The organism is Helicobacter sp. (genome assembly GCF_017502485.1).
In the GTDB taxonomy this organism is placed as follows: domain Bacteria; phylum Campylobacterota; class Campylobacteria; order Campylobacterales; family Helicobacteraceae; genus Helicobacter_B.
The window spans coordinates 60,824-85,117 of record NZ_JAFVUX010000023.1; the positions used below are offsets into that span (position 1 = coordinate 60,824).

At 41.0% G+C, this 24,294-nt stretch carries 22 protein-coding genes and 2 pseudogenes; 15 read left to right on the forward strand and 9 right to left on the reverse strand.

Going from position 1 to position 24,294, the window contains the following annotated elements:
• Positions 1-157 precede the first annotated feature (157 nt).
• The 3 genes and pseudogenes from groES to IKB69_RS05090 all read left to right on the forward strand — a co-directional run.
• Positions 158-424: pseudogene (gene groES / locus IKB69_RS05080) on the forward strand (co-chaperone GroES); the annotation flags it as partial.
• A 35-nt stretch (positions 425-459) separates the two neighbouring features.
• The gene (gene groL / locus IKB69_RS05085) at positions 460-2,100 is read left to right on the forward strand and encodes a chaperonin GroEL (RefSeq protein ID WP_290946788.1); all 1,641 of its coding nucleotides are present in this window, start codon (positions 460-462) and stop codon (positions 2,098-2,100) included.
• A gap of 155 nt (positions 2,101-2,255) precedes the next feature.
• On the forward strand, positions 2,256-3,668 hold the full coding sequence (locus IKB69_RS05090; protein WP_290946790.1) for an outer membrane family protein: 1,413 nt from the start codon (positions 2,256-2,258) through the stop codon (positions 3,666-3,668).
• Positions 3,669-3,736: 68 nt separating this feature from the next.
• Here the strand turns inward: IKB69_RS05090 and der are convergent, their stop codons facing one another.
• The 9 genes and pseudogenes from der to IKB69_RS05135 all read right to left on the reverse strand — a co-directional run bounded on the left by der (position 3,737) and on the right by IKB69_RS05135 (position 13,402).
• Positions 3,737-5,362: a ribosome biogenesis GTPase Der gene (gene der, locus IKB69_RS05095; RefSeq protein WP_290946792.1), complete on the reverse strand. Its 1,626-nt coding sequence runs from the start codon at positions 5,360-5,362 to the stop codon at positions 3,737-3,739.
• Positions 5,363-5,742: 380 nt separating this feature from the next.
• Positions 5,743-7,197, reverse strand: a complete 1,455-nt coding sequence (locus IKB69_RS05100) for an McrC family protein (RefSeq protein ID WP_290946796.1) — start codon at positions 7,195-7,197, stop codon at positions 5,743-5,745.
• 9 nt (positions 7,198-7,206) lie between these two features.
• On the reverse strand, positions 7,207-9,192 hold the full coding sequence (locus IKB69_RS05105; protein ID WP_290946798.1) for an AAA family ATPase: 1,986 nt from the start codon (positions 9,190-9,192) through the stop codon (positions 7,207-7,209).
• A 270-nt stretch (positions 9,193-9,462) separates the two neighbouring features.
• Positions 9,463-9,786: a DNA methyltransferase gene (locus IKB69_RS05110; RefSeq protein WP_363240270.1), complete on the reverse strand. Its 324-nt coding sequence runs from the start codon at positions 9,784-9,786 to the stop codon at positions 9,463-9,465.
• Between the two features lie 78 nt (positions 9,787-9,864).
• Positions 9,865-10,515, reverse strand: coding sequence for a hypothetical protein (locus tag IKB69_RS05115; RefSeq protein ID WP_290946800.1), 651 nt, complete (start codon positions 10,513-10,515; stop codon positions 9,865-9,867).
• A gap of 10 nt (positions 10,516-10,525) precedes the next feature.
• Positions 10,526-10,855 (reverse strand): annotated as a pseudogene (locus IKB69_RS05120) (hypothetical protein); the annotation flags it as partial.
• Positions 10,842-11,003, reverse strand: a complete 162-nt coding sequence (locus IKB69_RS05125; RefSeq protein WP_290946801.1) for a hypothetical protein — start codon at positions 11,001-11,003, stop codon at positions 10,842-10,844. The pseudogene IKB69_RS05120 and the gene IKB69_RS05125, both read right to left, overlap by 14 nt.
• A 3-nt stretch (positions 11,004-11,006) precedes the next feature.
• Positions 11,007-12,611, reverse strand: coding sequence for a glutamine-hydrolyzing GMP synthase (gene guaA, locus IKB69_RS05130; RefSeq protein WP_290946804.1), 1,605 nt, complete (start codon positions 12,609-12,611; stop codon positions 11,007-11,009).
• A gap of 215 nt (positions 12,612-12,826) precedes the next feature.
• Positions 12,827-13,402: a hypothetical protein gene (locus tag IKB69_RS05135; protein WP_290946806.1), complete on the reverse strand. Its 576-nt coding sequence runs from the start codon at positions 13,400-13,402 to the stop codon at positions 12,827-12,829.
• A gap of 515 nt (positions 13,403-13,917) precedes the next feature.
• Here IKB69_RS05135 and motA point away from each other — a divergent pair.
• The 12 genes from motA (at position 13,918) to atpD (ending at position 24,288) form a co-directional block, all read left to right on the forward strand.
• On the forward strand, positions 13,918-14,688 hold the full coding sequence (gene motA, locus IKB69_RS05140; protein ID WP_290946808.1) for a flagellar motor stator protein MotA: 771 nt from the start codon (positions 13,918-13,920) through the stop codon (positions 14,686-14,688).
• A gap of 13 nt (positions 14,689-14,701) precedes the next feature.
• A complete protein-coding gene (gene motB, locus IKB69_RS05145) occupies positions 14,702-15,487 on the forward strand; it encodes a flagellar motor protein MotB (protein ID WP_290946811.1) in 786 nt (261 codons plus the stop codon).
• A 67-nt stretch (positions 15,488-15,554) separates the two neighbouring features.
• Positions 15,555-16,505, forward strand: a complete 951-nt coding sequence (gene fmt / locus IKB69_RS05150; protein ID WP_290946814.1) for a methionyl-tRNA formyltransferase — start codon at positions 15,555-15,557, stop codon at positions 16,503-16,505.
• Positions 16,499-17,158 carry a biotin--[acetyl-CoA-carboxylase] ligase gene (locus IKB69_RS05155; RefSeq protein WP_290946816.1) on the forward strand — a complete coding sequence of 220 codons (660 nt, stop codon included), beginning with the start codon at positions 16,499-16,501 and terminating at the stop codon, positions 17,156-17,158. Before fmt ends, IKB69_RS05155 begins: the two co-directional genes overlap by 7 nt.
• Before the next feature lie 3 nt (positions 17,159-17,161).
• Positions 17,162-17,956 (forward strand): AAA family ATPase, encoded by a 795-nt coding sequence (locus IKB69_RS05160; protein ID WP_290946819.1) that lies wholly within the window; start codon positions 17,162-17,164, stop codon positions 17,954-17,956.
• Between the two features lies 1 nt (position 17,957).
• A complete protein-coding gene (locus IKB69_RS05165) occupies positions 17,958-18,827 on the forward strand; it encodes a ParB/RepB/Spo0J family partition protein (RefSeq protein ID WP_290946821.1) in 870 nt (289 codons plus the stop codon).
• Between the two features lie 55 nt (positions 18,828-18,882).
• Entirely contained in the window at positions 18,883-19,311 is a 429-nt protein-coding gene (locus IKB69_RS05170; RefSeq protein WP_290946824.1) for a hypothetical protein, read from the forward strand.
• A 13-nt stretch (positions 19,312-19,324) separates the two neighbouring features.
• Positions 19,325-19,852 carry a F0F1 ATP synthase subunit B gene (locus IKB69_RS05175; RefSeq protein ID WP_290946827.1) on the forward strand — a complete coding sequence of 176 codons (528 nt, stop codon included), beginning with the start codon at positions 19,325-19,327 and terminating at the stop codon, positions 19,850-19,852.
• Positions 19,852-20,379 carry a F0F1 ATP synthase subunit delta gene (locus IKB69_RS05180; protein ID WP_290946829.1) on the forward strand — a complete coding sequence of 176 codons (528 nt, stop codon included), beginning with the start codon at positions 19,852-19,854 and terminating at the stop codon, positions 20,377-20,379. The genes IKB69_RS05175 and IKB69_RS05180 overlap by 1 nt, the downstream gene beginning before the upstream one ends.
• Before the next feature lie 43 nt (positions 20,380-20,422).
• On the forward strand, positions 20,423-21,934 hold the full coding sequence (atpA, locus tag IKB69_RS05185) for a F0F1 ATP synthase subunit alpha (protein WP_290946878.1): 1,512 nt from the start codon (positions 20,423-20,425) through the stop codon (positions 21,932-21,934).
• Positions 21,935-21,950: 16 nt separating this feature from the next.
• A complete protein-coding gene (atpG, locus tag IKB69_RS05190) occupies positions 21,951-22,859 on the forward strand; it encodes an ATP synthase F1 subunit gamma (RefSeq protein WP_290946831.1) in 909 nt (302 codons plus the stop codon).
• A gap of 28 nt (positions 22,860-22,887) precedes the next feature.
• Positions 22,888-24,288 carry a F0F1 ATP synthase subunit beta gene (atpD, locus tag IKB69_RS05195; protein WP_290946834.1) on the forward strand — a complete coding sequence of 467 codons (1,401 nt, stop codon included), beginning with the start codon at positions 22,888-22,890 and terminating at the stop codon, positions 24,286-24,288.
• The last annotated feature ends 6 nt before the right edge of the window (positions 24,289-24,294 follow it).

Consider the following 24,294-nt stretch of genomic DNA (forward strand, 5'->3'; position numbering starts at 1 on the left):
ACTATTATTTATATGTATTGAGTCAATAAACTTTAGCCATATACACTAAGGAATATTTACTTTATGCGTATAAATACTTGACTTATTTACATAATATTTCTACACTTTCGGCACTTAAAATTTTTAAGTGCTAATTTTACACATGTAAGGAGAAGTCATGAAATTCAAACCACTAGGCGAGCGGATTCTCGTTGAGCGACTTGAAGAAGAAAGTAAGACGACCTCAGGGATCATCATCCCAGATAGTGCGAAAGAAAAGCCACTGATGGGTAAGGTGATCGCTATAAGCAAGCAAGTCGCAGATGATAAATCTGTACAAGAGGGCGAGATAGTAGTGTTTGGCAAGTATGCTGGCAGTGAGATCAAGCTTGATAAAGCAGAATATATCGTGCTTGAGATCAAAGATGTCCTTGGCGTTTTGTCCAAATAATTAAGTATATTTAATGTAAGGAGCAAACAATGGCAAAAGAAATTAAATTTAGCGATAATGCGAGAAATAAACTCTATGATGGCGTAAAGCAGCTACACGATGCGGTGAAAGTTACAATGGGACCAAGAGGGCGTAATGTCCTTATACAAAAGAGCTATGGCGCGCCTACAATCACTAAGGATGGTGTATCTGTGGCAAAGGAAGTCGAGCTTGCAGATCCTATCGCAAATATGGGTGCGCAACTTGTCAAAGAAGTAGCGAGCAAGACCGCAGATGCCGCAGGAGATGGCACGACTACTGCCACCGTGCTAGCGCATAGCATTTATAAAGAGGGTTTGAGAAATATCACTGCTGGTGCTAATCCTGTGGAAGTGAAGCGTGGTATGGATAAGGCGGCTGAAGCGATCATTGAAGAGCTAAAAAAATCGAGCAAAAAAGTCGGTGGCAAAGACGAGATCGCCCAAGTAGCGACAATCTCTGCAAACTCTGATGAGAAAATCGGCAACCTTATTGCTGAAGCTATGGAAAAAGTCGGTAAAGATGGCGTGATCACTGTGGAAGAAGCTAAGGGGATCAATGATGAGCTAAGCGTGGTAGAGGGTATGCAGTTTGACCGCGGATATTTAAGCCCGTATTTTGTAACCAACGCAGATAAAATGAATATCCAGCTAGAGAACGCTTATCTCCTACTCACAGATAAGAAAATCTCATCGATGAAAGACATTCTCCCCTTGCTTGAAGCGACTATGAAAGGTGGCAAGCCACTGCTTATCATCGCAGAAGATATTGAGGGCGAGGCTCTTACAACACTTGTTGTTAATAAGCTTCGTGGTGTGCTTAATGTCGCAGCAGTTAAGGCTCCGGGTTTTGGTGATAGGAGAAAAGAAATGCTAAAAGACATTGCGATTCTTACAGGTGGAGAGGTCATTAGCGATGAGGTGGGGCTCACACTAGAAAATGCGCAGATCGCGCACCTTGGGCAAGCAGCTAGAATTGTGATTGATAAAGACAATACAACCATAGTTGATGGCAAGGGCAAGAGTGCTGATGTTAAAGCTAGAGTAGCGCAAATCCGCACGCAAATCGCAGAGACCACAAGCGATTATGATAAAGAAAAGCTCCAAGAGCGACTAGCTAAGCTTAGTGGCGGTGTAGCGGTGATCAAAGTGGGTGCTGCTAGTGAAGTAGAAATGAAAGAGAAAAAGGACCGCGTAGATGATGCGCTTTCGGCGACAAAAGCAGCAGTAGAAGAGGGCATTGTAGCAGGTGGTGGTGTGGCACTAATCCGTGCAGCCCAAAAGGTGAAGCTAAAGCTTGAGGGTGATGAGGCTGTCGGCTATGATATTATCAAGCGTGCGATTAAAGCCCCTTTGGCGCAGATTGCTATCAACGCGGGCTATGATGCAGGCGTGGTGATTGATAAAATAGAAAACACTAAAGAAGAAGGCTATGGCTTCAATGCTGCAAGTGGCGAGTATGTGGCGATGTTTAAATCAGGGATTATTGATCCTTTGAAAGTTACTCGCGTAGCCTTGCAAAATGCTGTGTCTGTCTCAAGTATGTTACTCACAACAGAAGCTACAATTAATGAGATCAAAGAGGACAAGCCTGCGCCAGCTATGCCAGATATGGGCGGAATGGGTGGAATGGGCGGTATGGGGATGATGTAAGCCCCAATTTCTGCTTTGGCTAGATTCTCCCTAGAATCTAGCTCTTTTAGCTTTCACTAGATTCTAGCAAGTTACTTCAACCAAACATAAAGCAAATAATAATCAAACCCCCACTATAATGTCGTATTTATGATATTTGCGACAAGGGGTGTGGTATGAAAAGACTATCAATAATCGGGCTGTTTGCGTGTTTCACGCACACTTCTTGGGGTAGTACTCACGCTCTCGTGCAAGACAAAGAAGCTTCTAAAAGCGGTGTTTTCCCCGTGGTACAAGTAGAAGCGTTTAATAAGTTCGCACTAGGCGGGGATAAAACTTCTCCCACGGAGAGCTATGGCTATATGCTAGGAGCGCTTGGCTTGGAGCTAAGAGCGGTTGGAGAGTCTGGTGTAATCCAAGTGGGCTTTGGTGGTGCTGGAGCTGGGCTAGCTTATGACTCTACAAGGAAAAATGGTGATGACTTAGGCTACAACTACATAGGCTACAATCAAGGTTATGATGGTAAGGGCACAGCCACTCCTACAAATACGCGCAATTATATAGTGCATAATGCTTATCTTGCAATCGCTCAAAATGTAGGCTCTAGCTTCTTATACCATCTCTCTTTAGGGCGGTTTTTCTACGATGATGGGGGCTATATCGCAAGCTTTGTTGAGGGAGGGAGGATTCGCTATGAGTCTAATAACTCCTATGATATCGCGCCATCAAACTTTTACACAGAGTTTGCGGCTATCTCTAGCACAGCACTGCTAGGCGATGGCTTCTTCTGGGACTATAATCGTGTCTATACGCCGCGCGGGCTCATTAGTGCGAAGCTTGGGTTTAGCCACTCTTTTGAAAAAAGCCTGCTTGATATTAATGTATTTTATTACTATGGGATTAGCGAGTATAGCGCGCCTGGTCTAGCCCTAGAGTATCAAACAAACCCTTACGCCAGTGACTCAAGTGGCTTTAATGCAAGCACCAAGCTTAATGCGGTATTTCCTATCTATGATCAGCTTTATATGCAAGTGCCACTACTTCTTAGTGGGTTTTTGCGCAATGAAAACGGGCGTGAAGAGGGCTTTACTTCTACGATTTTACTAAAGCAGGATTTTGACTTTTACAAAGAACGCAGTAGCTATAATCTAGCTCTAGCCGCACAGCAAAATGTAGGCTTCTCCCACGCTAGGCTAGGACTTTTTGGCTCGCCACTTGGGGTGAATATCTGGGATAATAGCGTGTATGCTTCTGGTCCATCGCTAAATGCCCTAGTGTATAAAGACGCCTTTAGCGCACTCTTTTTTACCAAAGCAAACTTTGCTAAAACGATGCTAGGCTATAAAAGTCAATATGGGATCGGACTAGATGGTCGCTACACCACTGCCCCTGCAGCTGATGAATACTCACTCAAGCTCACTATGGATCTAAGCTTTAGTGAGCTGCTTACACTCTCGCTCATTGCCAACTACTACACAAGCATATATCGCCACGATAGTATTTTTGCCAGTGATCCATCAAGAGCAATTGTGCCAAATACTGCGATTAATCGTAGCTATGTGATGACAAAGCTAAGCTTTGACTTTTAGGCTCTGCGCTTTACTTTATAGGAGTGGCTATTATTGACTAGATTCTAGTAAGAAGCTCTAGCTAGAATCTAAATAGACTCTGGGTTGCCTTGCCCTTTGGGGCGTGGAGCTAGCAAAATAGGCGTGCCACTTAAGCCAAACTCTTTCCTAAGTTGATTGACTAAAAAGCGTTTATAGCTAAAGTGCAAGGACTTTGGGCGATTGCTTATGAGTGCGATTTGCGGGGGCTTGGTGGCGTATTGCGTGGCGTAGTAGATTTTAACCAGCTTTCCGTGATCGCTTGGGATTGGGTGGGTGCGCACCGCCTTTGCAATGGTGTCATTAAGCTTAGAGGTGGGGATTCTTGAGGCATAGTTGGTATAGACTTCTAGGATTTTGCGCTTTAGCTCCTTGATATGTCGCCCCTTAAGCGCACTTAAGGTCAAAAATGGCGCGTATTCTAAGAAGCGGAATCGTCGCAAGAAATCTGCCCGAATGTTATTAAAATCCGTGTGCGCTATATCCCATTTATTCCACACGACTATCACACCTAGCGCGTGCTTTTGCACAAGGGAGAAGATCTTCTCATCAAGCTCGACAAGTGGCGCACTAGAATCTAGGACTAAAATGGCTATATCTGCTTGCTCTAGCACCTTGCTTGTGCGATCAAGGGCATATTTCTCTAGGGATTCTATCTTGCCTTTTCTACGGATACCAGCAGTATCGACAAAGCGTAAAGTGCTGCCCTCAAAGGTGATTTGCTCATCGACAGGATCAATTGTAGTGCCTGCTTGCGCACTTACTACACTGCGCTCATAGCCTACAAGAGCATTTAGGATAGAGGATTTACCGACATTGACTCTGCCGATGATACCTACTTGGATTAGGTCGGTGGTTGGTTTTTCTTTGGCAGATTTGGCTTGCTGGTTAAGATCGGGGATTTCAACGGCTTGCTGTGTCAATGGGACACTAGTCTTATCTCCTTGCGAGCTTTGAAAAGCCCTGATTCGCGGATCTAAAATCCTAGAATCCTTTGCTTGATCGTGTAAGCTCTGGGCTGTGCTTGAGTTTTTACTAGCAGTCGTTTTTTTGCCATTGCTAGTTGATTTATTGGCGTGGTCATCCACGCTAGAATCTAACATTGTAGATTCTAGCTCTGCTTGTTTTGTATTTTCTAGTGCTTCTAGTAGCTCTTCTTCCATATCTTGCGCTACTTCTTGCATCTCTGGGAAGAGGGTGGATTCTAGTGCGTTAAGCAGCTGGCTTATGCCACGATTGTGTGATACGGAGATAAAGTACATAGCTTTTGTCCCAAACTCGGCGAAGTTGTAGGCTAGCTCCTTTTGGGAGTCATTGTCGATTTTGTTGATCACAAGCAGGGCTGGCACGCTCTTTTGCAGGGTGAAAAAGAGCTTCTTATCTTCTTGTGTGGGTAGTAGCTTACCATCGACTAGATAGAGTATCAAGTCTGCCACTTTTGCTGCTTGTCTTGCTTTATGTGCGACTTTTGTAAAGAGCTCATCGCTCGTATCTTCAATGCCCCCGGTATCGACTATGCGCACGCTTTGCCCATTGTGTAGTGTGATTTGTATGGTGTTGGTATCTCTTGTCGTGCCTGCGATATGTGAGGTGATAGCTATGCGGCTCTTTGCCAAGCGGTTAAATAGAGATGACTTACCTACATTAGGTCTGCCGATAATGGCGATAGTTTTCATTGTGCTGCCTTTGGTGTTTGCTAAAATGATAGCAAAAAGCGTTTTATATTGTGCTTTGTGCTTAGGTGTGATCATCCTAGAACTAGGCATAGGTGCTGGCGCGGAATACTCGCTAAAGCAAATTCTATAGCTAAACAGACCAAATCTTTGTAAGCTTTAGCAATGTGCGAAGCTTCATTAGCTATGAGATAGACCCTATCAATCTCACCTTTCAGCTAGGCTTTATGGGATTTGCGTAGCGGTGGTGTAGCTTTAGCCTGCAATAGGTAGCGGATATGGCAGATACTATAAGGTAGCTATGTGGCAAGGCTGATGTAAAGCTGGAGTGTAGATTCTAGCTTGGCTTTGAAGCGGGGCTACAAAAGCAGGCTCAAATAGGTTCAAGTAGTAGGCTCAAGTGGGGCAAAGGCAAGCGAGATTGAGATACTAGAATCTAGCTTAGTAGAGCTAGCATTACTAGATTCTACATTGCTAGAATCTACACTTGCTTTGAAAAACCACTGCTTATCCTGCCACGATTTTGCCAAATCTCTTGTCCTATCACATTGTGGATAGATAAGCACTACGCGGACATTTTTAGACTCTAAGCGATATTTGCTCGCATACGCCCACATTTGATATAAATCACTTTGTGAGATTCCATATTTTTTCTCACTAGAGTTAGAATCTGGGATTTTCCACTTTGTATCTATGATGAGAATCTCCCCCTTACCACGCATTACAATATCAGGCTTTAAGCAAAATACATTTTCTTGTTTCTCATTTTGTAGTAGATATTTTCTGCTCTCTTGTGTTGTTATGCTAAAACCATTAGCGCATTTTTTAAGCCAAAAACTCACAAAAGATTCAAAAAGCTTCTCCATTGGGAACAAAAACGCCACTGCTCTATCTCTCCCAGCATAAGGACTAAAGGCTTGTTGTCTTAGAAAGACTCTACACCATAATAAAGCCATTTCATATTCTTTAGCTCGGCTCATATTATTGCATTGTATAAAGTCATATTCTATGCTATCGCTTTGGCTAATATCAGCAAAGATAAACCGCATAGAATCTAGCTTTGTTTGTGTGCTAGGGCTAAGATTTAGGCACGCTAGAATCTCAAGGCTTGATTTTATCAAGCGGTTTGGCGCGATGTTTTGTGTGTATTCATCACTACTTGTGAAAAATCTCTCTTTATGGATAAGGTTTTGTGTAATGTGGTCTTTAAACTCTAGCTTACCTTTGAGAAATGCTCTATTTTGTGCGATACAAAGATAATCGCTTTTTAACCCAGCTTTGATTAGTTTTTCACACTCATTTAAAAACATACGCACAAAAATTTCTAAAAGCGGGAACTTAAGCGTGCGGAGATTAGCAAAATCATTGTGTTTAAAAGGTGTATCTTTAAGTGTGGCAAGGCAATTTAATAGAATCATTTTAGCTTCACAAACATTACAGAGATTGCTATTTTCTTTGCTATTAGATTCTGTATAGCTAGATTCTCTAATATTCTTACTAAAATATGCAAAAGCTTTTTTAATCTTTTCTTTCTCAAAGCGGATTTTGCATTCGCATTTTTTAGAATCTTGCATTCTTCCATTAAAAGTCTTAGGTAAAATCTCTATACAAAAGCCGCTTGTAGTTTGTATCGTGCCAACATAGTTTTGCGCTTTTAGTGTGCTTGGTGAGTGGGACATTAAAAAAGCGTGATTTTTTTCATAGGAAGCAAAGTCTTTTAGCTCTTCAAAAATCTTTTGTGCTTTTTGCTTAGAATCTTTTGTGCCACAAGATTCTAAAATGCGTTGTATATCTTCAAGCCCAAAGCTTTGATACTCAGCGATATGAAGTGTAGGCATAGATGAGCCTTAGTTAGATTCTGTGTTTTTATACATTGCTTTAAAAGTTTCAATATCCCATTTGCTAGAATCTGTGATTCTCCATACTTTCTTTTCACCATCTATAAACTCATCTAAAGATTTCATATGGCTTATTGTTGTAGATTCTAGCATTCCATTATTATTGAGCACCGCATTTATCTTGGCATAATCATCATAAAAATACTCCTGCAAAAGCGGTAGAATCTTGTTTTTAAACACAGCTTTTAAATCGCTAAGATTTTTTACATCTATCAAAAATGCGTGTCCTACACTCCGCTCTCTATCAAGCAAAAACTCTATGCGGTTATTTATTGACTCTAAAAGTCTCTGTAAATCCACACCATCGCAGTCCGTGGATAGCAGGCTAGAATCTGGCATCATCTCTATAAACTCAAATCGCCTACGCAGCGCAGTATCAAGCAGGGCGATACTTCTATCAGCGGTATTCATCGTGCCGATAATATAGAGATTATTTGGCACACTAAAAGGCTTTTGACTATAGGGCAGTATAACTTCAAGGGCTTCTTCTTCATCTTTTCGTTTGCTAGACTCAAGCAAGGTAATAAGCTCACCTAGAATCTTAGAAATATTCCCCCGATTGATTTCATCAATGATTAAGATATAGGGTTTTAAGCGATTATCTAAAGTGGATTCTAGGCTAGGGATTGTGCTAGTTTGATAATGTGTTTTCTCAAATTCAGCAATAGACTCATAAAGTGTGAAATAATATCCAGCATTACCGTGTCTATGGGACTTTGACTCATAGCTTGGCTTAATGTCATTCCAGTCTTTTATCTCGCCACTTTTAAACTTCTCGTAATCTCTTTTGATAACTTTTTGCGAAAGTCTCTGCATAGAACTAGAATCGTTGCTGACCCCTATCACAATTGAGCTAAAATCTCCATTTTGCAAACGATGAACACCCTGTATTTTCATTTTCGTAGTCCATTCTTTAGACTCAAATTTCGGCTCTTTACCTTCTTTCAGCTCATCTTCTATATAAGTTGCGTATTGTTCCAATAAGTCATCAAGCTCTATTTCCTGCTTGACCTCACTGATATTTTTTAGAGATTTTTCATAGTTTTTACTCGCTTCTTTACACATTTGCTTAAAAATTCCATCTCTAATCTCATATTCCATTTTTTCGCTTATTTGACCCTCATCATTTCCGCCACTAAGCCGCGGTCTAATCCCCTCGACAAAATCCTCATATCCATAACTTTGATGAAAGGTTACAAAGCTAATTTGCCCTTGCTCTATAAACTCATCAAACAACACCTTTTTATCACCTCGTTCTTGTGGGATAAAATCTATTAGTTCATAATCATAAAGAATCTCCAGTGCCTTATCGATAGTGTTATAAGTTTTCCCTGTGCCCGGTGGTCCGTATAAGATTTGATTAAGCGGGATTTTTGTATCTTTGATATGTTTGATGAAGCCCATATCAAGCAAACAGGCTAACGCATCTTGCGTCTCTTTATATGTAGTAATGTCTGTTAGCGTTTTTCTCCCCCATTTTCCCGTATCTAGCTCTTTTTTTGTCCATTCTACTTCCCTAAAGGAGCAAAATTTATCAATAGTGTCGCTATCTTTACTTGTGTCATAGAAATAATCGCTTTTGACTTCACCATAGCCTAGTATTTTTGTCGTGCCTTTCATCGCCAAAACCATATCGCCTATTTTGATTTTATTAGCGAATTCGTAGAGTGCTTTTAAGGTATTTTTTCTACTACTTTCCTTACCTATGGGATAATTTTCATCAAGCCTAGATTTTATTTCTTCTTTAAAATTTTCCTCATCTAAATTTTTATAATTTGACAAATCCCCAAGCTTTCTCCAGCCAATCCCCATAAGCCCACGCTTATACATAAGCCCCCATTTTGAGCCTTGCTCTCCGGGCTTATAGAGCCACACACGCCTGCCTTGTAGATTTTTCTTAATCAATTCCCATTCTTGCTCTGTTTTATTCTCCATATTTTCTCCTTAATTTTATTGTATGTGTCTAGCATAGATTTGGCTTGACTAAAAACAGAGCTAGATTCTATCGTTTTTTTTTTTTTCAAGTTAAGGGTGGGCGATCATCTTGGCTGCTATTGTAGGTCTTGCAGTGTTGAAGTGAGTGTTTGCGTATTTGGGGCTGAAGGGTGTGGCTATCTCTACTTGATCAAAGCAATATTGCAATTAGGCAAGTGATTTTCACTTTTCTTTATCCATTTTTGATTCAGTTTTATTGCTTCAATGCTATCAATCAATGCCGATGAATTTTCTGCCTAATTTTAGAGCTTCTTGTAAAAATCCTCCCCCACCACAAAAGCAATCCATAACCCTAGAATCTTCATTTGACGACATAATACACCTTAGCATTACTCTATTTTTTTCAGTAGGATAGGCTTGATTTTGAGAGTCTTTAAACTCCCAAATATCTTGTATCTTTTTGCCCTTGCATTCATTTACATAAACTTTCTTGCGTGGATTATTGTTTTTACTCCATTCAATTAGCCCTGCTTCTTGCAGCTTGTCAAGCTCTTTTAAACTACATCTCCAATGCCTACCATTAGGTGGTTTTATGCCATTCCACTCTTGCCCACTCTCTCCATTTTGTGTAAATTTGCAAAAGTTCTAAAATCTAGCAATGCTTAATAATGCTTAAAAGTTTATATTTTGATTTTCTTTATTATTTTTTATCAAATATTCTTTTAAATAAGCTCTTGACTGTGAAAAATTAAATGTTTTAAATGGTCTATTATTTTTCTGTAATCTTTCCAGAATTTCCGATATAGTTCCATATTTATTGAGAATTGTATTTACCGAAGCAAAATTACTAGCAGGTGGATTTTCACCTATATTTTCTCGCAGTCTCATAATTATGTTATCTAAAATATGGGTATCTCTCAAGTTTAAACCCACATACATAATGTTAATAATATCAAAAAGCTCATTGGCTAATGTTGTCTGTTGGCTTTGCCTATCTTTTGGTATATTAGAACTTTTATCACTCATTGCGCTTAACCCATCATTAATTGTTTGTTTAAATGGATTAAAAAGCTTTATAGAATCAATAGGAATATTTAATAACTTTAGTAATTGTTGTCCGCAATCATAACCAAGATAAAATATTTCTTTTCGCCCAGTGTCTTTGTGTACCGCACTAAATTGATAATATTTATCTACCAACTCTCCACCGCATTGATTGAATCTCTTATAGCCATTGAGTAAAACGGTATATGTCAATACTTTAACATCTATATACTCTTTTATAAATTTTTGTTTTGCAAACTTGCCTCTTAAAGATTGCATACCATACTCTTTATAAATATTTTAATATATTTCCAAAAAGCCCAGAATCCAACATAGCATTTTCCAAACTTCTTTGTGAGAAAAGAAACCGCCCATCGCACACAAACCCAAGCTCTTGCCAATCTGTGTCATTTAGCTTATCACATATTTCTTGTAGCATTGTAGAATCCACTTTAAACTTTGGAAAAATCGCTAAAATTGAGCCATCATAGGCTTTGCAAGGGTGTAAGAAAAATGGCTTTTTATTGCGTGTTTTGGTATTAACATAAATGCGGGGCATTTCGCTTTTATGATAATCTCTCCCCCATTCCCACCAATTTGTTTCATTAAACTTTATTAGAATCTAAAAGATTAAAAATCTCATCTTCATTAAAAGCAGAATTAATTCGTCCATCGCGACTTTGTTGGCTTAAATGCAGATTTTGCTGTTTTAAAAACTCCACAATTTCTATCAATAAATTCGGCAACACATTTTGTTTTGCAGTCATTCCCTACTCCCACTCAATAGTGCCCGGGGGTTTTGAAGTGATGTCATACACTACGCGGTTAATCCCTGCTACTTCGTTGATTATGCGATTTGAAACGGATTCTAAAAAGGCGTGGGGTAAGTGTGAGAAACTCGCTGTCATTCCATCCATTGCTTCCACTGCGCGGATACAAATAGTATTATCATAAGTGCGGTTATCTCCCATCACACCCACACTTCGCACATTCAAAAGCACACAAAATGCCTGCCACACAGAATCATACAAGCCCCATTTATGTAGCTCTTCTATGAAAATAGAATCCGCTTCCTTTAAAAGCTCTAAATCCGCCGCATTTACCTCGCCCATAATGCGTATAGCAAGTCCGGGTCCGGGAAATGGATGGCGCATAAGCATAGATTCAGGCATCCCCAACTCTCGCCCTAAAGCCCTTACCTCATCTTTGAAAAGCTCTCTTAAAGGCTCGATTAGCTCAAACTTCATCCATTCAGGCAATCCGCCTACATTATGATGGCTTTTTATCGTCTTACTTGGTCCCTTTACGCTCACAGATTCTATGACATCAGGGTAGAGTGTGCCTTGTGCTAAAAACTTTATCTCACCTTTTGTGTTATGTTTTTTAGCTTCTTCTTCAAAGACTTCTATAAAAGTCTCGCCAATAATTTTTCGCTTTTTCTCTGGGTCAGTTACACCCTTTAATCGCTCTAAAAATAGCTCCCTAGCATCTGCTACAATTAAAGGCGCTTTTAAATTCTCTCTAAACATTGCTTCTACCCCCTCTCTTTCACCTTTGCGTAAAAGCCCGGTATCTACAAAAATAGGGATAAGATTCTCTCCTATGGCACGATAAAGAAGTGTAGCTACCACGCTAGAATCTACCCCGCCACTCACAGCACACAATACCTTCTGTGCTAGCTTAGAATCCGCCCTATTTTCGCAAGTCTCCCCAAGCACTTTTTCACGCAGTTTTACAATCTCAGTCTCCGCAAAATTCCGCATATTCCAGCTTGTATCCGCCCCACAAATTCCCACAGCAAAGTTTTTTAGAATTTCCCCGCCACACTCACTATGCACGACTTCTGGGTGAAACTGCAAAGCATAAATTTGCCGCGTGAAATCTGCAATAGCACAATAATGCGTATTCCCACTTTTAGCAAGCTCCATAAAACCACTAGGCAGAGATTCTACCTTATCCGCGTGGCTCATCCACACAATAGAATCTTGCTTCACATCCTTAAATAGTCTAGAATCCATACTATAATCTGCAATTTCTAGCACCGCCTTGCCAAACTCCTGCGCGTTCGCTTTTACCACACTTCCGCCAAAAAAATGTGCAATGTATTGCATACCATAGCAGATTCCAAGCACAGGGATTCCTAGTTCAAACACCCTAGCGTCCGGTTTATATGCCCCTTCTTCATACACGCTAGCAGGTCCCCCGCTAAGAATGATTCCTTTAGGATTTTTTGCTTTGATAGATTCTAGCTTTTCAAAATACGGCACTATCTCGGTATAAATACCATATTCACGCAATCTTCTAGCGATAAGCTGTGTGTATTGTGAGCCAAAATCAAGCACTAAAACTTCAACAGAATGAAAATCTAATTGCATACAAACGCCTTGTAAATGTTGAGATAAAATAAGATTTGAAATTGTAGCAAAAGAAGTTAGTTGAGAAATCTCACCCCAAACTCCTACTCATTCACGGCAAAAAAGCAAGGAGGCAAAGCCGATGCTACAACTTGCAGAATCTAAAACCAAGGTATTGCATCATTTTCTGTGTGTTTGTGGATAGTTTTCATTTGATAAAAACCAGTAATTAGGCATTAATAAATGTTGCAATTTGACAAATGTCCCAAACTACCCAACCTAAAATTTAGAATAACTACAATCAACATTAGCAAAGAAATCCAAATATGTAGCTCAAAGCAAAACTTCTGTTCGACAACAAACGCCAACTCTCGTGCAAATGTAAGGGCAAATATCATCACAACAACAAAAGTAATAAACGCTATAAGCATCAGCACAATACCCGCTAAACTTAAAGCATTACCACAACTGCTACGCATCAACATAAGCGCAGCCGACACAAACAATGCAAACCAGCAATCCACATATAGATAAAGCTCCCGCCAAAATAAAGCCCAATAGCAAGCAAAAAACTTCAAGTGAATGCTTTGTGTGTTTTTGCTATAAGTTCCCCTTGCATATTTGCTAGAGTAATACTGCTGCCCGTGATGAAAATATTTTTTGTCGCATTTTATTTCCTTCAAAATCCACCTCACAGCCCGTGTATTCTCCACATTTCTGCTCTCTAGATTTGCCACATCACTTGCTTCAAAAGCGTAGCGATTGCCATCTTCGCCACTGATTAAGCCCACTGCTAGAATCTTACTTTTCATAGCTTTCTTTTCACAATTTAAAATTTCAAAGCTAGGATTGTAATTAAAATAAGCGTATAGATACAGCTTAATTTTGAAGTCCTAGTATACAAAACCGGTCCCCAGCACCCAAATCAAAACCACAAAAGCTAACGCCAAATACGCATAGAAATATCCAAATATTGTGCGACAATTCACTCGCTCCCGCTTAAAGCCACTCAAATCTCCCCAAATGCCATCACACAACGCAAAGACAGAACTAAGCTCCACGCTAAAGGTTATCCCAGCGTGCTGCGGGCGATCTGGGCTAAAATCTAGCAGGGTTTATGCTTAAAGAGTCTTTGGTAATGCCGATGTTTTCTAGCGTTCGGCACAAGCCTTGCTAATGATGCGCTATCTTACGCGCTATTTAGCTAAGGGAGTGCGAGAGTTTGCCTAGATTTTTGAAACATTCTTGGCATATTTTTTGCTTTGAAGCTTGGCAAGCATTGTGCCTTTGATTTTGGGTACAATAGATTATCACAGCGAGCGTGTTTATGGACTTATCTACATTATTAGGGATTATTTTGGCGATCACCTCTATCTCTATTGGAGATATTTTAGAGGGCGGAAATCCGCTTCATGTTATCCATTTGAGTTCTTGTATCATCATTATTCCTACCACCTTGTTTGCTGCGATGGTTTCTACGCATTCTGCAGCGATTAAGGCTGCTTATAAGGAGCTAGGGCTTGCCTTTATGGGACCAAAGCTCGATCTCACAAAGACGATAAAAGATGTCGTTGAGTTTTCCTCGCTTGCTAGGCGTGATGGGATTTTAGCACTGGAGGGGCGCGCGGCGCAGATAGAAGACGACTTTTTCCGTGATGGGCTTAGTATGGTTATTGATGGGCGCGATGCAAAATCAGTGAAAGAGGATTTGGAGATTAAAATTGAGCAAATGGAGCATTACTACCACGGTGCAGCGCATTATTGGATTGTCGCTGGGGAGACCTCTCCTACAATGGGGCTTGTAGGGGCGGTTATGGGTCTTATGCTTGCGCTCCAGCTGCTAGAAGATCCTACCGCTATGGCAGCTGGGATTGCCGGGGCGTTTACCGCGACTGTTACGGGGATTATGTGTGCGTATGTTATCTTTGGACCATTGGGCAATAAGATCAAAAACAACTCTTTCTATCTTGTGCAAGAAAAAATTGTGATTATGGAGGGGATTTTGGCGATTGCAAATGGTGAGAATCCACGCAACCTTGAGAGCAAGCTACTGGGCTTCTTGCGCCCAGATCAGCCCAAGATCTCACAATTTGAATAATAAAGGACATTAAATGTCTAAGAAAAAAGCACAAGAGTGTCCAGCTGGCGAGAAGTGGGCGGTTCCCTATGCGGACTTTCTCTCACTTTTGCTCGCACTTTTTATCGCGCTTTGGGCGATTTCTAGTACAGAGAGCTCCAAAGCAAAGGCTCTAAGTCAAGCACTTGTAACGGCTTTTTCCAATCCCCCTAAATCTTCGATATTTCAGCCCATATTCCAGAGACCACCAGATCCGGGCGAGGTGCACGAAGATACAGAGGGCAAGAATCCTCAAACCGCAGATGGCAGTGCTTCAGCAGTCGCAGTCAAGGACAGTATCACCCAGATTCAAATGCTAATCCAAGAGGGTGGTGTGTTGGAGCAAATCGAACAGGGGATCACCCTGCGCTTGCCAGCAGATCTGCTCTTTGAAGAGGGTAGGGCAGACCTTAATAATGAAGAGATGATAACCTATGTGCGCAGGATCGCTGAGATTATTAATAAGCTTCCGCCTGAAGTAAAGATTGATGTGCGTGGCTATACAGATGATAAGCCATTATCTAGCAATGCTAAGTATAAGGATCTTTATGAGTTAGCTGCAGCTAGGGCGTATGCTGTGATGAGTAATCTTTTGGCAAATGGTGTGAATCCTGAGAAGCTATCCTACTCATCTTATGGCAAATATAGCCCTGTCGCGCCAAATACGACATTAGAGAATCGTGCAAAAAATAATCGCGTGGAAATTTTTCTCTCTAGCTCCCCAAGCAGTGTTAGGACTATTAAATCGGTCCTAGATAGTGCGGGTGCTGGTGGGCAGTAGAATCTAGTGGGGCTAGATTCTATCTTGAAGTTGTTGTGCGCAAAATCTAGCGGGTAGGAGTGTATTAATGAGGCTTGTGTTTATGGGGACACCAGAGTTTGCTTGCGTGGTGTTTGAGCAGCTATGTGAGCGGTATGAGGTTGTGGTGGTTTGCACGCAGCCGGATAAGCCCATAGGGCGCAAGCAGATTCTCACTCCATCTCCCATAAAGCTTGCAGCGCAGAGTAGGCATATTCCCGTGTTACAACCACAAGTGCTAGATGATGAAGTGCGCCAGAATCTAGCTAGCTATGAGCCTACGATGATTATTGTTGTAGCTTATGGGAAGATCTTGCCAGAATCTATTTTATCTCTTGCGCCTTGCATTAATCTGCACGCATCTATTCTTCCATTGTATCGCGGGGCTAGCCCTATCCAGCAGATGATCTTAAGCGATGATAGGGAATTTGGCGTTAGTGTTATGCTTATGGATAGTGGGCTAGATAGTGGGGACATTTTAGCCATAGCCAAAATCCCCAGAGATAGCCACGCAAATTACGCTGCCTTAAGTCAAATTCTAGCGACTCTTGGGGCGCAGACGCTTTGTGATGTGATCAATAGATTTTCGCTTATTGTGCCTGTGCCACAAGACCACAGTAAGGCAACCTACTGCAAGAAGATTAGCAAGCAAGATGGCTTGGTGGATTTGAGCAGTGCGCAGCTGGTGTATAAAAAGTGGCTAGCCTTTGGTTCGTGGCCCGGAGTATTCCTAGCTAGTGGGGTGAAGTTATTTGGTATAGAGTTGCTAGAGAGAGAAGTGTTAGAATCTAGCACACACAAGCAGAATCTAGCGCAAAGACCGCTTGCAAAGCCTGCTTTATGCGCGGGAGAGATTTGTAGCATCAGCCCTTGTATCATCGCGTGTGGAGATGGAGCTAGACTCCTTATAAAAGAGCTACAAGCCCCCAGTAAAAATCGCGTGGAAGCTGGAGTATTTTTGCGCACAAGGGGGCTTAGAGTGGGTGATGTGCTATGCTAGAGTCTATCTGTGGCATTAGACTTATTATAAAAGATCGTGTAGATTCTACGCAAGATGAATTGCGCAGGCTGCTAGAATCTAATCTACACACATCAATATGCGTCCTGGCGAGATCGCAAACCAAAGGTCGCGGATCTCGTGGTAATGTATGGGAAAATGAGCGGGCTTTGATGTTTTCGTTTGCTTATAATACCCCACTCATTTTGCCAGACGATGTGCCAGCGCAGAGTGTAGCGATATTTCTAGGTTGTATTATACGGGATATATTGCGAGAGTTTGGTTCATCAGTATGGCTAAAGTACCCAAATGATCTTTATGTTGATGAGAAAAAGATTGGCGGGATTCTTATAGAGCGTTGGCGTGGTGCTTTGCTCTGTGGGATTGGAGTGAATTTTGATAGCAGAAAGTTCGGTGTACTCGATATTTTGCTTGATGAAGAAAGGTTTTTTGCTAGGTTATTTGAAGTTTTGCAAAATCCACCGAGCTGGAAGCAAATTTTCAGCAATTATAAGCTAGAATTTTGGCGAAATTATCCTTTTGCCTTTCATATGGGAGATGCGCGAGTCTCTTTGCGTAATGCGCTTTTGCTAGAAGATGGGAGCGTGGATATTGGAGGTAGGGTGATTTACAATTTACGAGAGTGTGGAGTGTAGGCTATGTATGAAGTAATTACTGTGGCAAATCAAAAGGGCGGTGTCGGCAAAACAACGACAGCTGTGAATCTTGCTGCATCGCTGGCGATTGCAGAGAAGAAAGTGCTTTTAATCGATTTTGACGCACAGTCAAATGCTACGACAAGTCTTGGATTTCGCCGATCTGATATAGAGTTTAATGTCTATCATGTGCTTATGGGGAGTAAGAAAATCTCTGAGGTGATAAAAAAAACCAACATTCCCTTTATGGATCTTGTACCTTCAGATATTGGACTTGTTGGGATTGAGAAGAGCTTTTATGCTAACAAGGGCGGACGAGAGTTGATTTTGAAGAAAAAGCTTGTTGAGGTTGAGAATGACTATGATTTTATTATCATAGATTCTCCGCCTGCACTTGGACCGCTGACAATCAACGCACTTGCCGCGGCAAATTCCGTGATTATCCCTATTCAGTGTGAGTATTACGCGCTTCAAGGTTTGGCACAGCTTATTACCACAATCCGCTTACTTAAGGATAATGGCGTGAATCCAACACTAGAGATCCGTGGCTTACTTCCTACAATGTTTTCTGCACAGAATAACCTCTCCAAGCAGGTGTTCACCGACCTGTCTAGGCATTTTGATTCTAAGTTATTTAAGAAGGCTGGCAAAGATGATGACTCCTATATCATTATCCCGCGCAATGTCAAGCTTGCAGAGTCTCCTAGTTTTGGGAAGCCAATCTTGCTTTACGATATTAAATCGAGTGGCAGCATAGCATATCAAGATCTCGCCCAAGCGATTTTGCAAGGAGCCTAGATTGGCGAAGAAAAATGCTCTTGGCAGTGGGCTTGGCGAGCTTCTTGGTGAGGTGCAAAATGCCTATGAGAAGAATCTAGGCGAATACACAGAATCCATCATTGAGCTTAGTGTTGATATTATCCAGCCAAACCCTTTCCAGCCTAGGAAGAGCTTTGATAGTGATGCGCTCAATGATTTAGCAGGTTCTATTGCTGAGCACGGGCTTTTGCAGCCAATTCTTGTCTATGATGATGATGGGGAGTATTTTCTCATCGCTGGGGAGCGCAGGCTACGAGCTAGCAAAATTGCTGGAAAAGGCACGATTAAAGCAGTCGTAGCCAATGAATATATGGATAGGAGTAGGCTACGTGAGCTGGCAATTATTGAGAATATCCAGCGTGAGAATCTAAATCCGCTTGATTTAGCGTATTCTTATCAAGAACTAATTAATGAGTACAAAATTACGCACGAAGAGCTCGCTACAAAGCTTAAGAAGTCGCGTACTCAAATCACCAATACAATTCGGATTTTGGAGTTATGTGGGTATGTGCAAGATTTGATTGTCCAAAACAAGATTACGCAAGGGCACGCAAAAGTGATGGTAGGTTTGGACGAAAATGAGCAAAAGATTCTTGCAGATTCTATCATTGGGCAGAAGCTTTCTGTGCGAGAAACGGAGCAACTAGTCAAGGATCTCAAGCATTTGGATGCTAAAAGCAAGCATAGTGTTACAAAAAGGCAAGACTTTGGTACAGATGGCAAGGAGCTAAAGGAGCTGCTTTCCGTGCTTGCTGATCTTGGTGTGCAAGCTAAGATCTCTCAGGGTAAAGTGATTATCCAACCAAAAAAAGATGTAATTATTCAGTTAATTAAAAAATTAAAATCTTAATTTAAGTTTTGGGTTGTTAGAATTGATACGGTTGATTGTTTAAGAAAGGATAGAGATGAGTATTACAATTCCTGATCCATGGCTGATGTTGTTAGTTTTTGTGGTGTTTGTTATAACAATGATTTTGCTTAATACTTGGTTATTTAAGCCACTGATAGGTTTTATGGATGAGCGCGAAAATTCTTTGCGTAAGGATATGGAATCTGCTGTAAGTGATGATAACGAGGTGAGAGAAATTCAAGAGAAAATTCGCTCTGTCTTTGCTGATGCCAAGGCTCAGGCAAGCCGGATTATCGAAGATTCTATCGATAGTGCTAAGGCTGATTATGATGCAAGGATGGAGAAAAAATCTAGTGAGATTCAGGCAAAGCTGGATAGTTTTCGTGCTGATCTTGAAAGCCAAAAACATCAGGCAAGGCAGGAGCTGTTGGCAGATTTGGCAGGCTTTGAGTCGGCACTTAAGAGCAAAATCCAGCAGATATAAGGGGGATAGGGTGGTGAAATATTTTATTCGATATGGTTTTATGCTAGCTGGTTTTATTAGCGTGGCTTGTGCTAGTGGCGGAGCGGTGGATATAGCTCACACCGACTTTAGCGAGAGAGTGATAAATTTTGTGATTTTTCTCGCCATATTGTGGTACTTAGGTGCCCATAGACTAAATTCTTTACTGCAAAATCGCCAGCAAGCTATCAGCAGCCGTTTTGAACAGGCTCAAGAAAAAATTAATGAAGCAAGGAAAGGTAGAGAGCAGGCACAAAAGCAACTTGAAGAGGCACAAAGAAAAGCATTGGATATTATTGCTACTGCAAAGAAAGAGGCGATGATAATAACGCAGAAATATGAAGAGCAATGTAGTGCTGATATAGAAAGCCTTATGCATTCAAGTGAGTCGCTAATGTTTTTTGAGCAGAGAAAAGCTCGAGTTGAGCTTGTGGAGTCGGTATTAAAGGAGCTGTTTAATAGCGATGAAGCAGGTATTGATACGCAAGAGTATGTAAGAATCTTAAGCAAGAAGGTAGCGTGATGGAAGAGATTATTGCTAAGAAATACGCTCAGGCTCTTATCCAGTATGTTAGTGGAGATGATTTAGAGCGTGTGTCTAAATTGTTTTCACAGGCTTCACAGGCTTTTTCTGTGGAGAAGTTTAGGGATGTTATCCAGTCTCCTTATATAGGAAGGATGAAGAAGAAAGAATTGTTGTTGTCATTGTTTGATGGCGATGAGCAGCTGGGTGCTTTTCTCGATTTGCTCATAGAGAATAATCGTGTCGATATTATTCCCTTTATAGATAGCGTGTTGGAGAGATATTTACGTGCGCTACAAAATAGTTACAAAGCTGTTTTGTATGCACCTAAAAATTTAGATTCTGATACGATTGCTAGTATAGCCAAGAGTCTTTCTGCTAAACTGGGGGTTCAATTACATATTGAGCAGTCTGCGACAAAGGTCGATGGTATTCGCTTGGTTGTCCAGGATTTGGGTATAGAGGTGTCTTTTCTCAAGAAAAGATTTTTTGATGATCTTAAGGCCCATATTTTAAGATCTATATAGACTTAATTGACATAAAATTACACCAAATTAAAGGAGTGTGCAAGTGGTACAAAAATTGAAAGCAGAGGAAATTAGCTCGATCATTAAAGATAAGATTAGTAGCTTTGATGTTGGTATTGATATATCTGAAATAGGTAAAGTTATTGGCTATGCAGATGGTGTGGCTAAGGTTTATGGCTTAAAAAATGTTATGTCCTATGAGATGGTTGAGTTTGAAACTGGTGATCTCGGGTTAGCATCCAACTTAGAAGAGGGGAGTGTGGGTGTTGTTGTTCTCGGCAGTGGGAATAATATACGCGAAGGGATATCCGTAAAACGCCTTAAACGCCTTATGAAAGTTCCTGTTGGAGATGGTGTTGTTGGTCGTGTGATTAACACTGTTGGTGATCCTATTGATGGAAAAGGTGCCATCGAAGCAAGTGAGTTTCGGTTTGTTGAACAGAAAGCGCCTGGCATTATGGACAGAAAGTCAGTCCATGAGCCATTGCAAACTGGTATCAAGGCTATTGATGCACTCGTGCCAATTGGTCGCGGACAAAGGGAGTTGATTATAGGCGATAGGCAGACAGGAAAAACGACGGTAGCCATTGATACGATCATTAATCAAAAAGGGCAGGATGTTGTTTGCATTTATGTTGCAATAGGTCAAAAAGAATCGACCGTTGCGCAGGTTGTGCGCAAGCTTGAAGAACACGGTGCGATGGAATATACTGTTATTGTCAATGCTCCCGCTTCTTCTTCTGCTGCCATGCAGTATCTTGCTCCTTATACAGGTGTAACAATTGGCGAGTATTTTAGAGACAACGCTCGCCACGCTCTTATTGTTTATGATGATTTGAGTAAGCACGCTGTCGCTTATCGAGAGATGAGTTTGATTTTGCGCAGACCTCCGGGACGCGAGGCGTTTCCGGGAGATGTTTTTTATATCCATTCTCGTTTGTTGGAGAGAGCTGCTAAATTATCTGATGAAAAGGGAGCAGGTTCTTTGACTGCTTTGCCGATCATTGAGACACAAGCTGGAGACATTTCAGCATACATTCCTACAAATGTTATTTCCATTACTGATGGGCAGATATTTTTGGAAACAAATCTATTTAATTCGGGTGTGCGACCAGCTATTAATGTTGGACTATCTGTTTCTCGTGTTGGAGGTGCAGCACAAATTAAGGCGACAAAGCAGGTGGCTGGAACATTGCGTCTTGATTTGGCGCAATATCGAGAACTTCAAGCATTCTCGCAATTTGCATCCGATCTTGATGAAACAAGTCGCAAACAACTCGAGAGAGGGCAGAGAATGGTTGAGGTACTTAAACAACCACCATATTCCCCGTTGGCGATTGAGAAGCAGGTTATTGTTGTATTTGCAGGGGCTAAAGGGTTTTTAGATGATATTCCTGTGGGTCGTGTTGTAGAGTTTGAAAACGAGCTTTACCCTTTTATAGAAGCTAAGTATCCTAAGATTTTTGAAGAAATTCGCAGTAAAAAGGCTCTAGACAAAGATTTGGAAGTTGCTTTAACGAAGGCTATTGAAGAGTATAAGCTTAGCTTTAGTTAGTAGGATGGAGTAAGATATGGGAAATAACCTAAAAGAGATAAAGACGAAAATTGAGAGCGTAAAGAATACCCAAAAGACTACGCGCGCAATGAAGTTGGTCTCTACATCGAAGTTGAAAAAAGCTGAAGAAATGGCGAAGCGCTCTCGTATCTATGCAAACAAGCTTAATGATATTTTTGAAGATATTGTTTCAAAAGTCCAGGTGAGGGGGCTGGATAATATCAATAGTAGTTTTTTTGTCAGTGCGAAGCGTAGAGAGATTAAAAAAGTTGATATTATATTTGTAACTGCCGATAAGGGTTTGTGTGGTGGGTTTAATGCAGCGACAATCAAAGAGGTTATTAGATTGATTGCGGACCTTAAATCAAAAGGAATAAAGGTGAGATTGCGTGGTATAGGCAAAAAGGGCATAGCGTATTTTACTTTTAATGAGATTGAGATTTTAGATAAAGTTATGGGGCTCAGTTCGAGTCCAGACTACGAAAAATCAAGTGAGTTTATCCATAAAGTAGCGCAGGATTATTTAGATGGATTGACCGATGAGGTTATCTTGATTCATAATGGCTTTAGGAATAAGATTTCTCAAGAGCTTAAGGTGAAAAGTATCCTACCATTAGGTTTGGATATTCATGGTGGGAGTGAGATAATATTATCTGCAGATAATATCGTCAATATTGAACCTGATGAAGAAGAAGATACGGTTTTGGACCAGTTGGCACAGAGATATATTGAGTATAATATGTATTATGCATTGATAGATTCTTTGGCGGCTGAGCATAGTGCTAGAATGCAGGCGATGGATGCGGCTACAAAAAATGCTGGGGAGCTTGTAAGAGATTTAACTATCTCATACAATAAGGCACGGCAAGAATCTATTACAACTGAGCTTGTAGAGATTAATGCTGGCGTTGAAGCGATGAAGTAACTTAAATATTTGGAAAGGAGCGTAAGTTATGGAAGGAAAAATTGTTCAAGTAATGGGTCCGGTGGTCGATGTGGATTTCGATTCATATCTTCCTTCGATTAATGAGGCACTTGATGTGTTTTATGATTTTGATGGAGAAAAGAAGAGTTTAGTATTGGAAGTTGCCGCACATTTGGGTGATAATAGGGTGCGAACGATTGCTATGGATATGACAGAAGGTTTAACCAGGGGGCAAGTAGCTGTAGCGAGAGGCAAGATGATAGAAGTTCCAGTTGGCGAAGAAGTGCTTGGTAGGATTTTTAATGTTGTTGGAGAGGTTGTTGATGGTGGAGAGCCTGTTGAGACTGATTTGAAATGGGCTATCCATAGGGAAGCACCAAAATTTGAAAACCAAAGCACAAAGACAGAGATGTTTGAGACGGGTATTAAGGTGGTAGATTTGCTTGCTCCGTATTCTAAAGGTGGTAAAGTTGGATTATTTGGTGGAGCTGGTGTAGGTAAAACCGTTGTTATTATGGAGCTTATCCACAATGTAGCATATAAGCATAGTGGATATTCTGTGTTTGCTGGGGTTGGAGAGCGAACACGCGAGGGAAATGATTTATACCACGAAATGAAAGAAGGTGGTGTTTTGGATAAAGTTGCTCTGTGCTATGGACAGATGAATGAACCACCTGGAGCAAGAAATAGAATCGCCTTTACCGGTCTTACTATGGCGGAATATTTCCGTGATGAAAAAGGGCTTGATGTTTTGATGTTTATTGACAATATTTTCCGTTATGCGCAGTCTGGTGCAGAAATGTCTGCACTTTTGGGTAGAATCCCATCAGCTGTTGGTTATCAGCCAACACTTGCCAGCGAAATGGGAAGATTGCAAGAGCGTATTACTTCCACTAAGAAAGGATCTATTACTTCTGTTCAGGCGGTTTATGTGCCAGCAGATGACTTGACAGACCCAGCTCCAGCATCCGTTTTTTCACATCTTGATGCAACTACGGTTTTAAATAGAAAAATTGCGGAAAAGGGTATTTATCCTGCAGTTGATCCATTGGACTCTACATCAAGGATTTTGGATCCTCAGATTGTTGGCGAGGATCATTATAAAGTGGCGACTGGGATTCAGCAAATTCTTCAAAAATATAAAGATTTGCAGGATATTATTGCTATTTTGGGTATGGATGAGCTCTCGGAGGAAGATAAGAAAACTGTTGAGAGAGCTAGAAAAATTGAGAAATTTCTGTCTCAGCCATTTTTTGTTGCCGAGGTATTTACGGGGAGTCCCGGAAAATATGTAACTCTTGAAGAGACACTAGAGGGCTTCAAGGGAATTCTTGAAGGTAAGTATGATCATATACCAGAAAATGCGTTTTATATGGTTGGGAATATTCAGGAAGCTATAGATAAAGCAGAAAGAATGAAAAAATCTTAGAGAGAG

Bases quoted from the DNA above. Each gene is read 5' to 3' on its own strand.
- atpG (WP_290946831.1), top strand. From the start codon at position 21,951: ATGGGAAATAACCTAAAAGAGATAAAGACGAAAATTGAGAGCGTAAAG.
- motB (WP_290946811.1), top strand. From the start codon at position 14,702: ATGTCTAAGAAAAAAGCACAAGAGTGTCCAGCTGGCGAGAAGTGGGCG.
- groL (WP_290946788.1), top strand. From the start codon at position 460: ATGGCAAAAGAAATTAAATTTAGCGATAATGCGAGAAATAAACTCTAT.
- IKB69_RS05135 (WP_290946806.1), bottom strand. From the start codon at position 13,402: ATGAAAAGTAAGATTCTAGCAGTGGGCTTAATCAGTGGCGAAGATGGC.
- IKB69_RS05160 (WP_290946819.1), top strand. From the start codon at position 17,162: ATGTATGAAGTAATTACTGTGGCAAATCAAAAGGGCGGTGTCGGCAAA.
- IKB69_RS05100 (WP_290946796.1), bottom strand. From the start codon at position 7,197: ATGCCTACACTTCATATCGCTGAGTATCAAAGCTTTGGGCTTGAAGAT.
- IKB69_RS05090 (WP_290946790.1), top strand. From the start codon at position 2,256: ATGAAAAGACTATCAATAATCGGGCTGTTTGCGTGTTTCACGCACACT.
- atpD (WP_290946834.1), top strand. From the start codon at position 22,888: ATGGAAGGAAAAATTGTTCAAGTAATGGGTCCGGTGGTCGATGTGGAT.
- fmt (WP_290946814.1), top strand. From the start codon at position 15,555: ATGAGGCTTGTGTTTATGGGGACACCAGAGTTTGCTTGCGTGGTGTTT.
- IKB69_RS05155 (WP_290946816.1), top strand. From the start codon at position 16,499: ATGCTAGAGTCTATCTGTGGCATTAGACTTATTATAAAAGATCGTGTA.
- IKB69_RS05105 (WP_290946798.1), bottom strand. From the start codon at position 9,192: ATGGAGAATAAAACAGAGCAAGAATGGGAATTGATTAAGAAAAATCTA.
- IKB69_RS05180 (WP_290946829.1), top strand. From the start codon at position 19,852: ATGGAAGAGATTATTGCTAAGAAATACGCTCAGGCTCTTATCCAGTAT.
- IKB69_RS05125 (WP_290946801.1), bottom strand. From the start codon at position 11,003: ATGACTGCAAAACAAAATGTGTTGCCGAATTTATTGATAGAAATTGTG.
- motA (WP_290946808.1), top strand. From the start codon at position 13,918: ATGGACTTATCTACATTATTAGGGATTATTTTGGCGATCACCTCTATC.
- der (WP_290946792.1), bottom strand. From the start codon at position 5,362: ATGAAAACTATCGCCATTATCGGCAGACCTAATGTAGGTAAGTCATCT.
- IKB69_RS05115 (WP_290946800.1), bottom strand. From the start codon at position 10,515: ATGCAATCTTTAAGAGGCAAGTTTGCAAAACAAAAATTTATAAAAGAG.
- guaA (WP_290946804.1), bottom strand. From the start codon at position 12,611: ATGCAATTAGATTTTCATTCTGTTGAAGTTTTAGTGCTTGATTTTGGC.
- IKB69_RS05170 (WP_290946824.1), top strand. From the start codon at position 18,883: ATGAGTATTACAATTCCTGATCCATGGCTGATGTTGTTAGTTTTTGTG.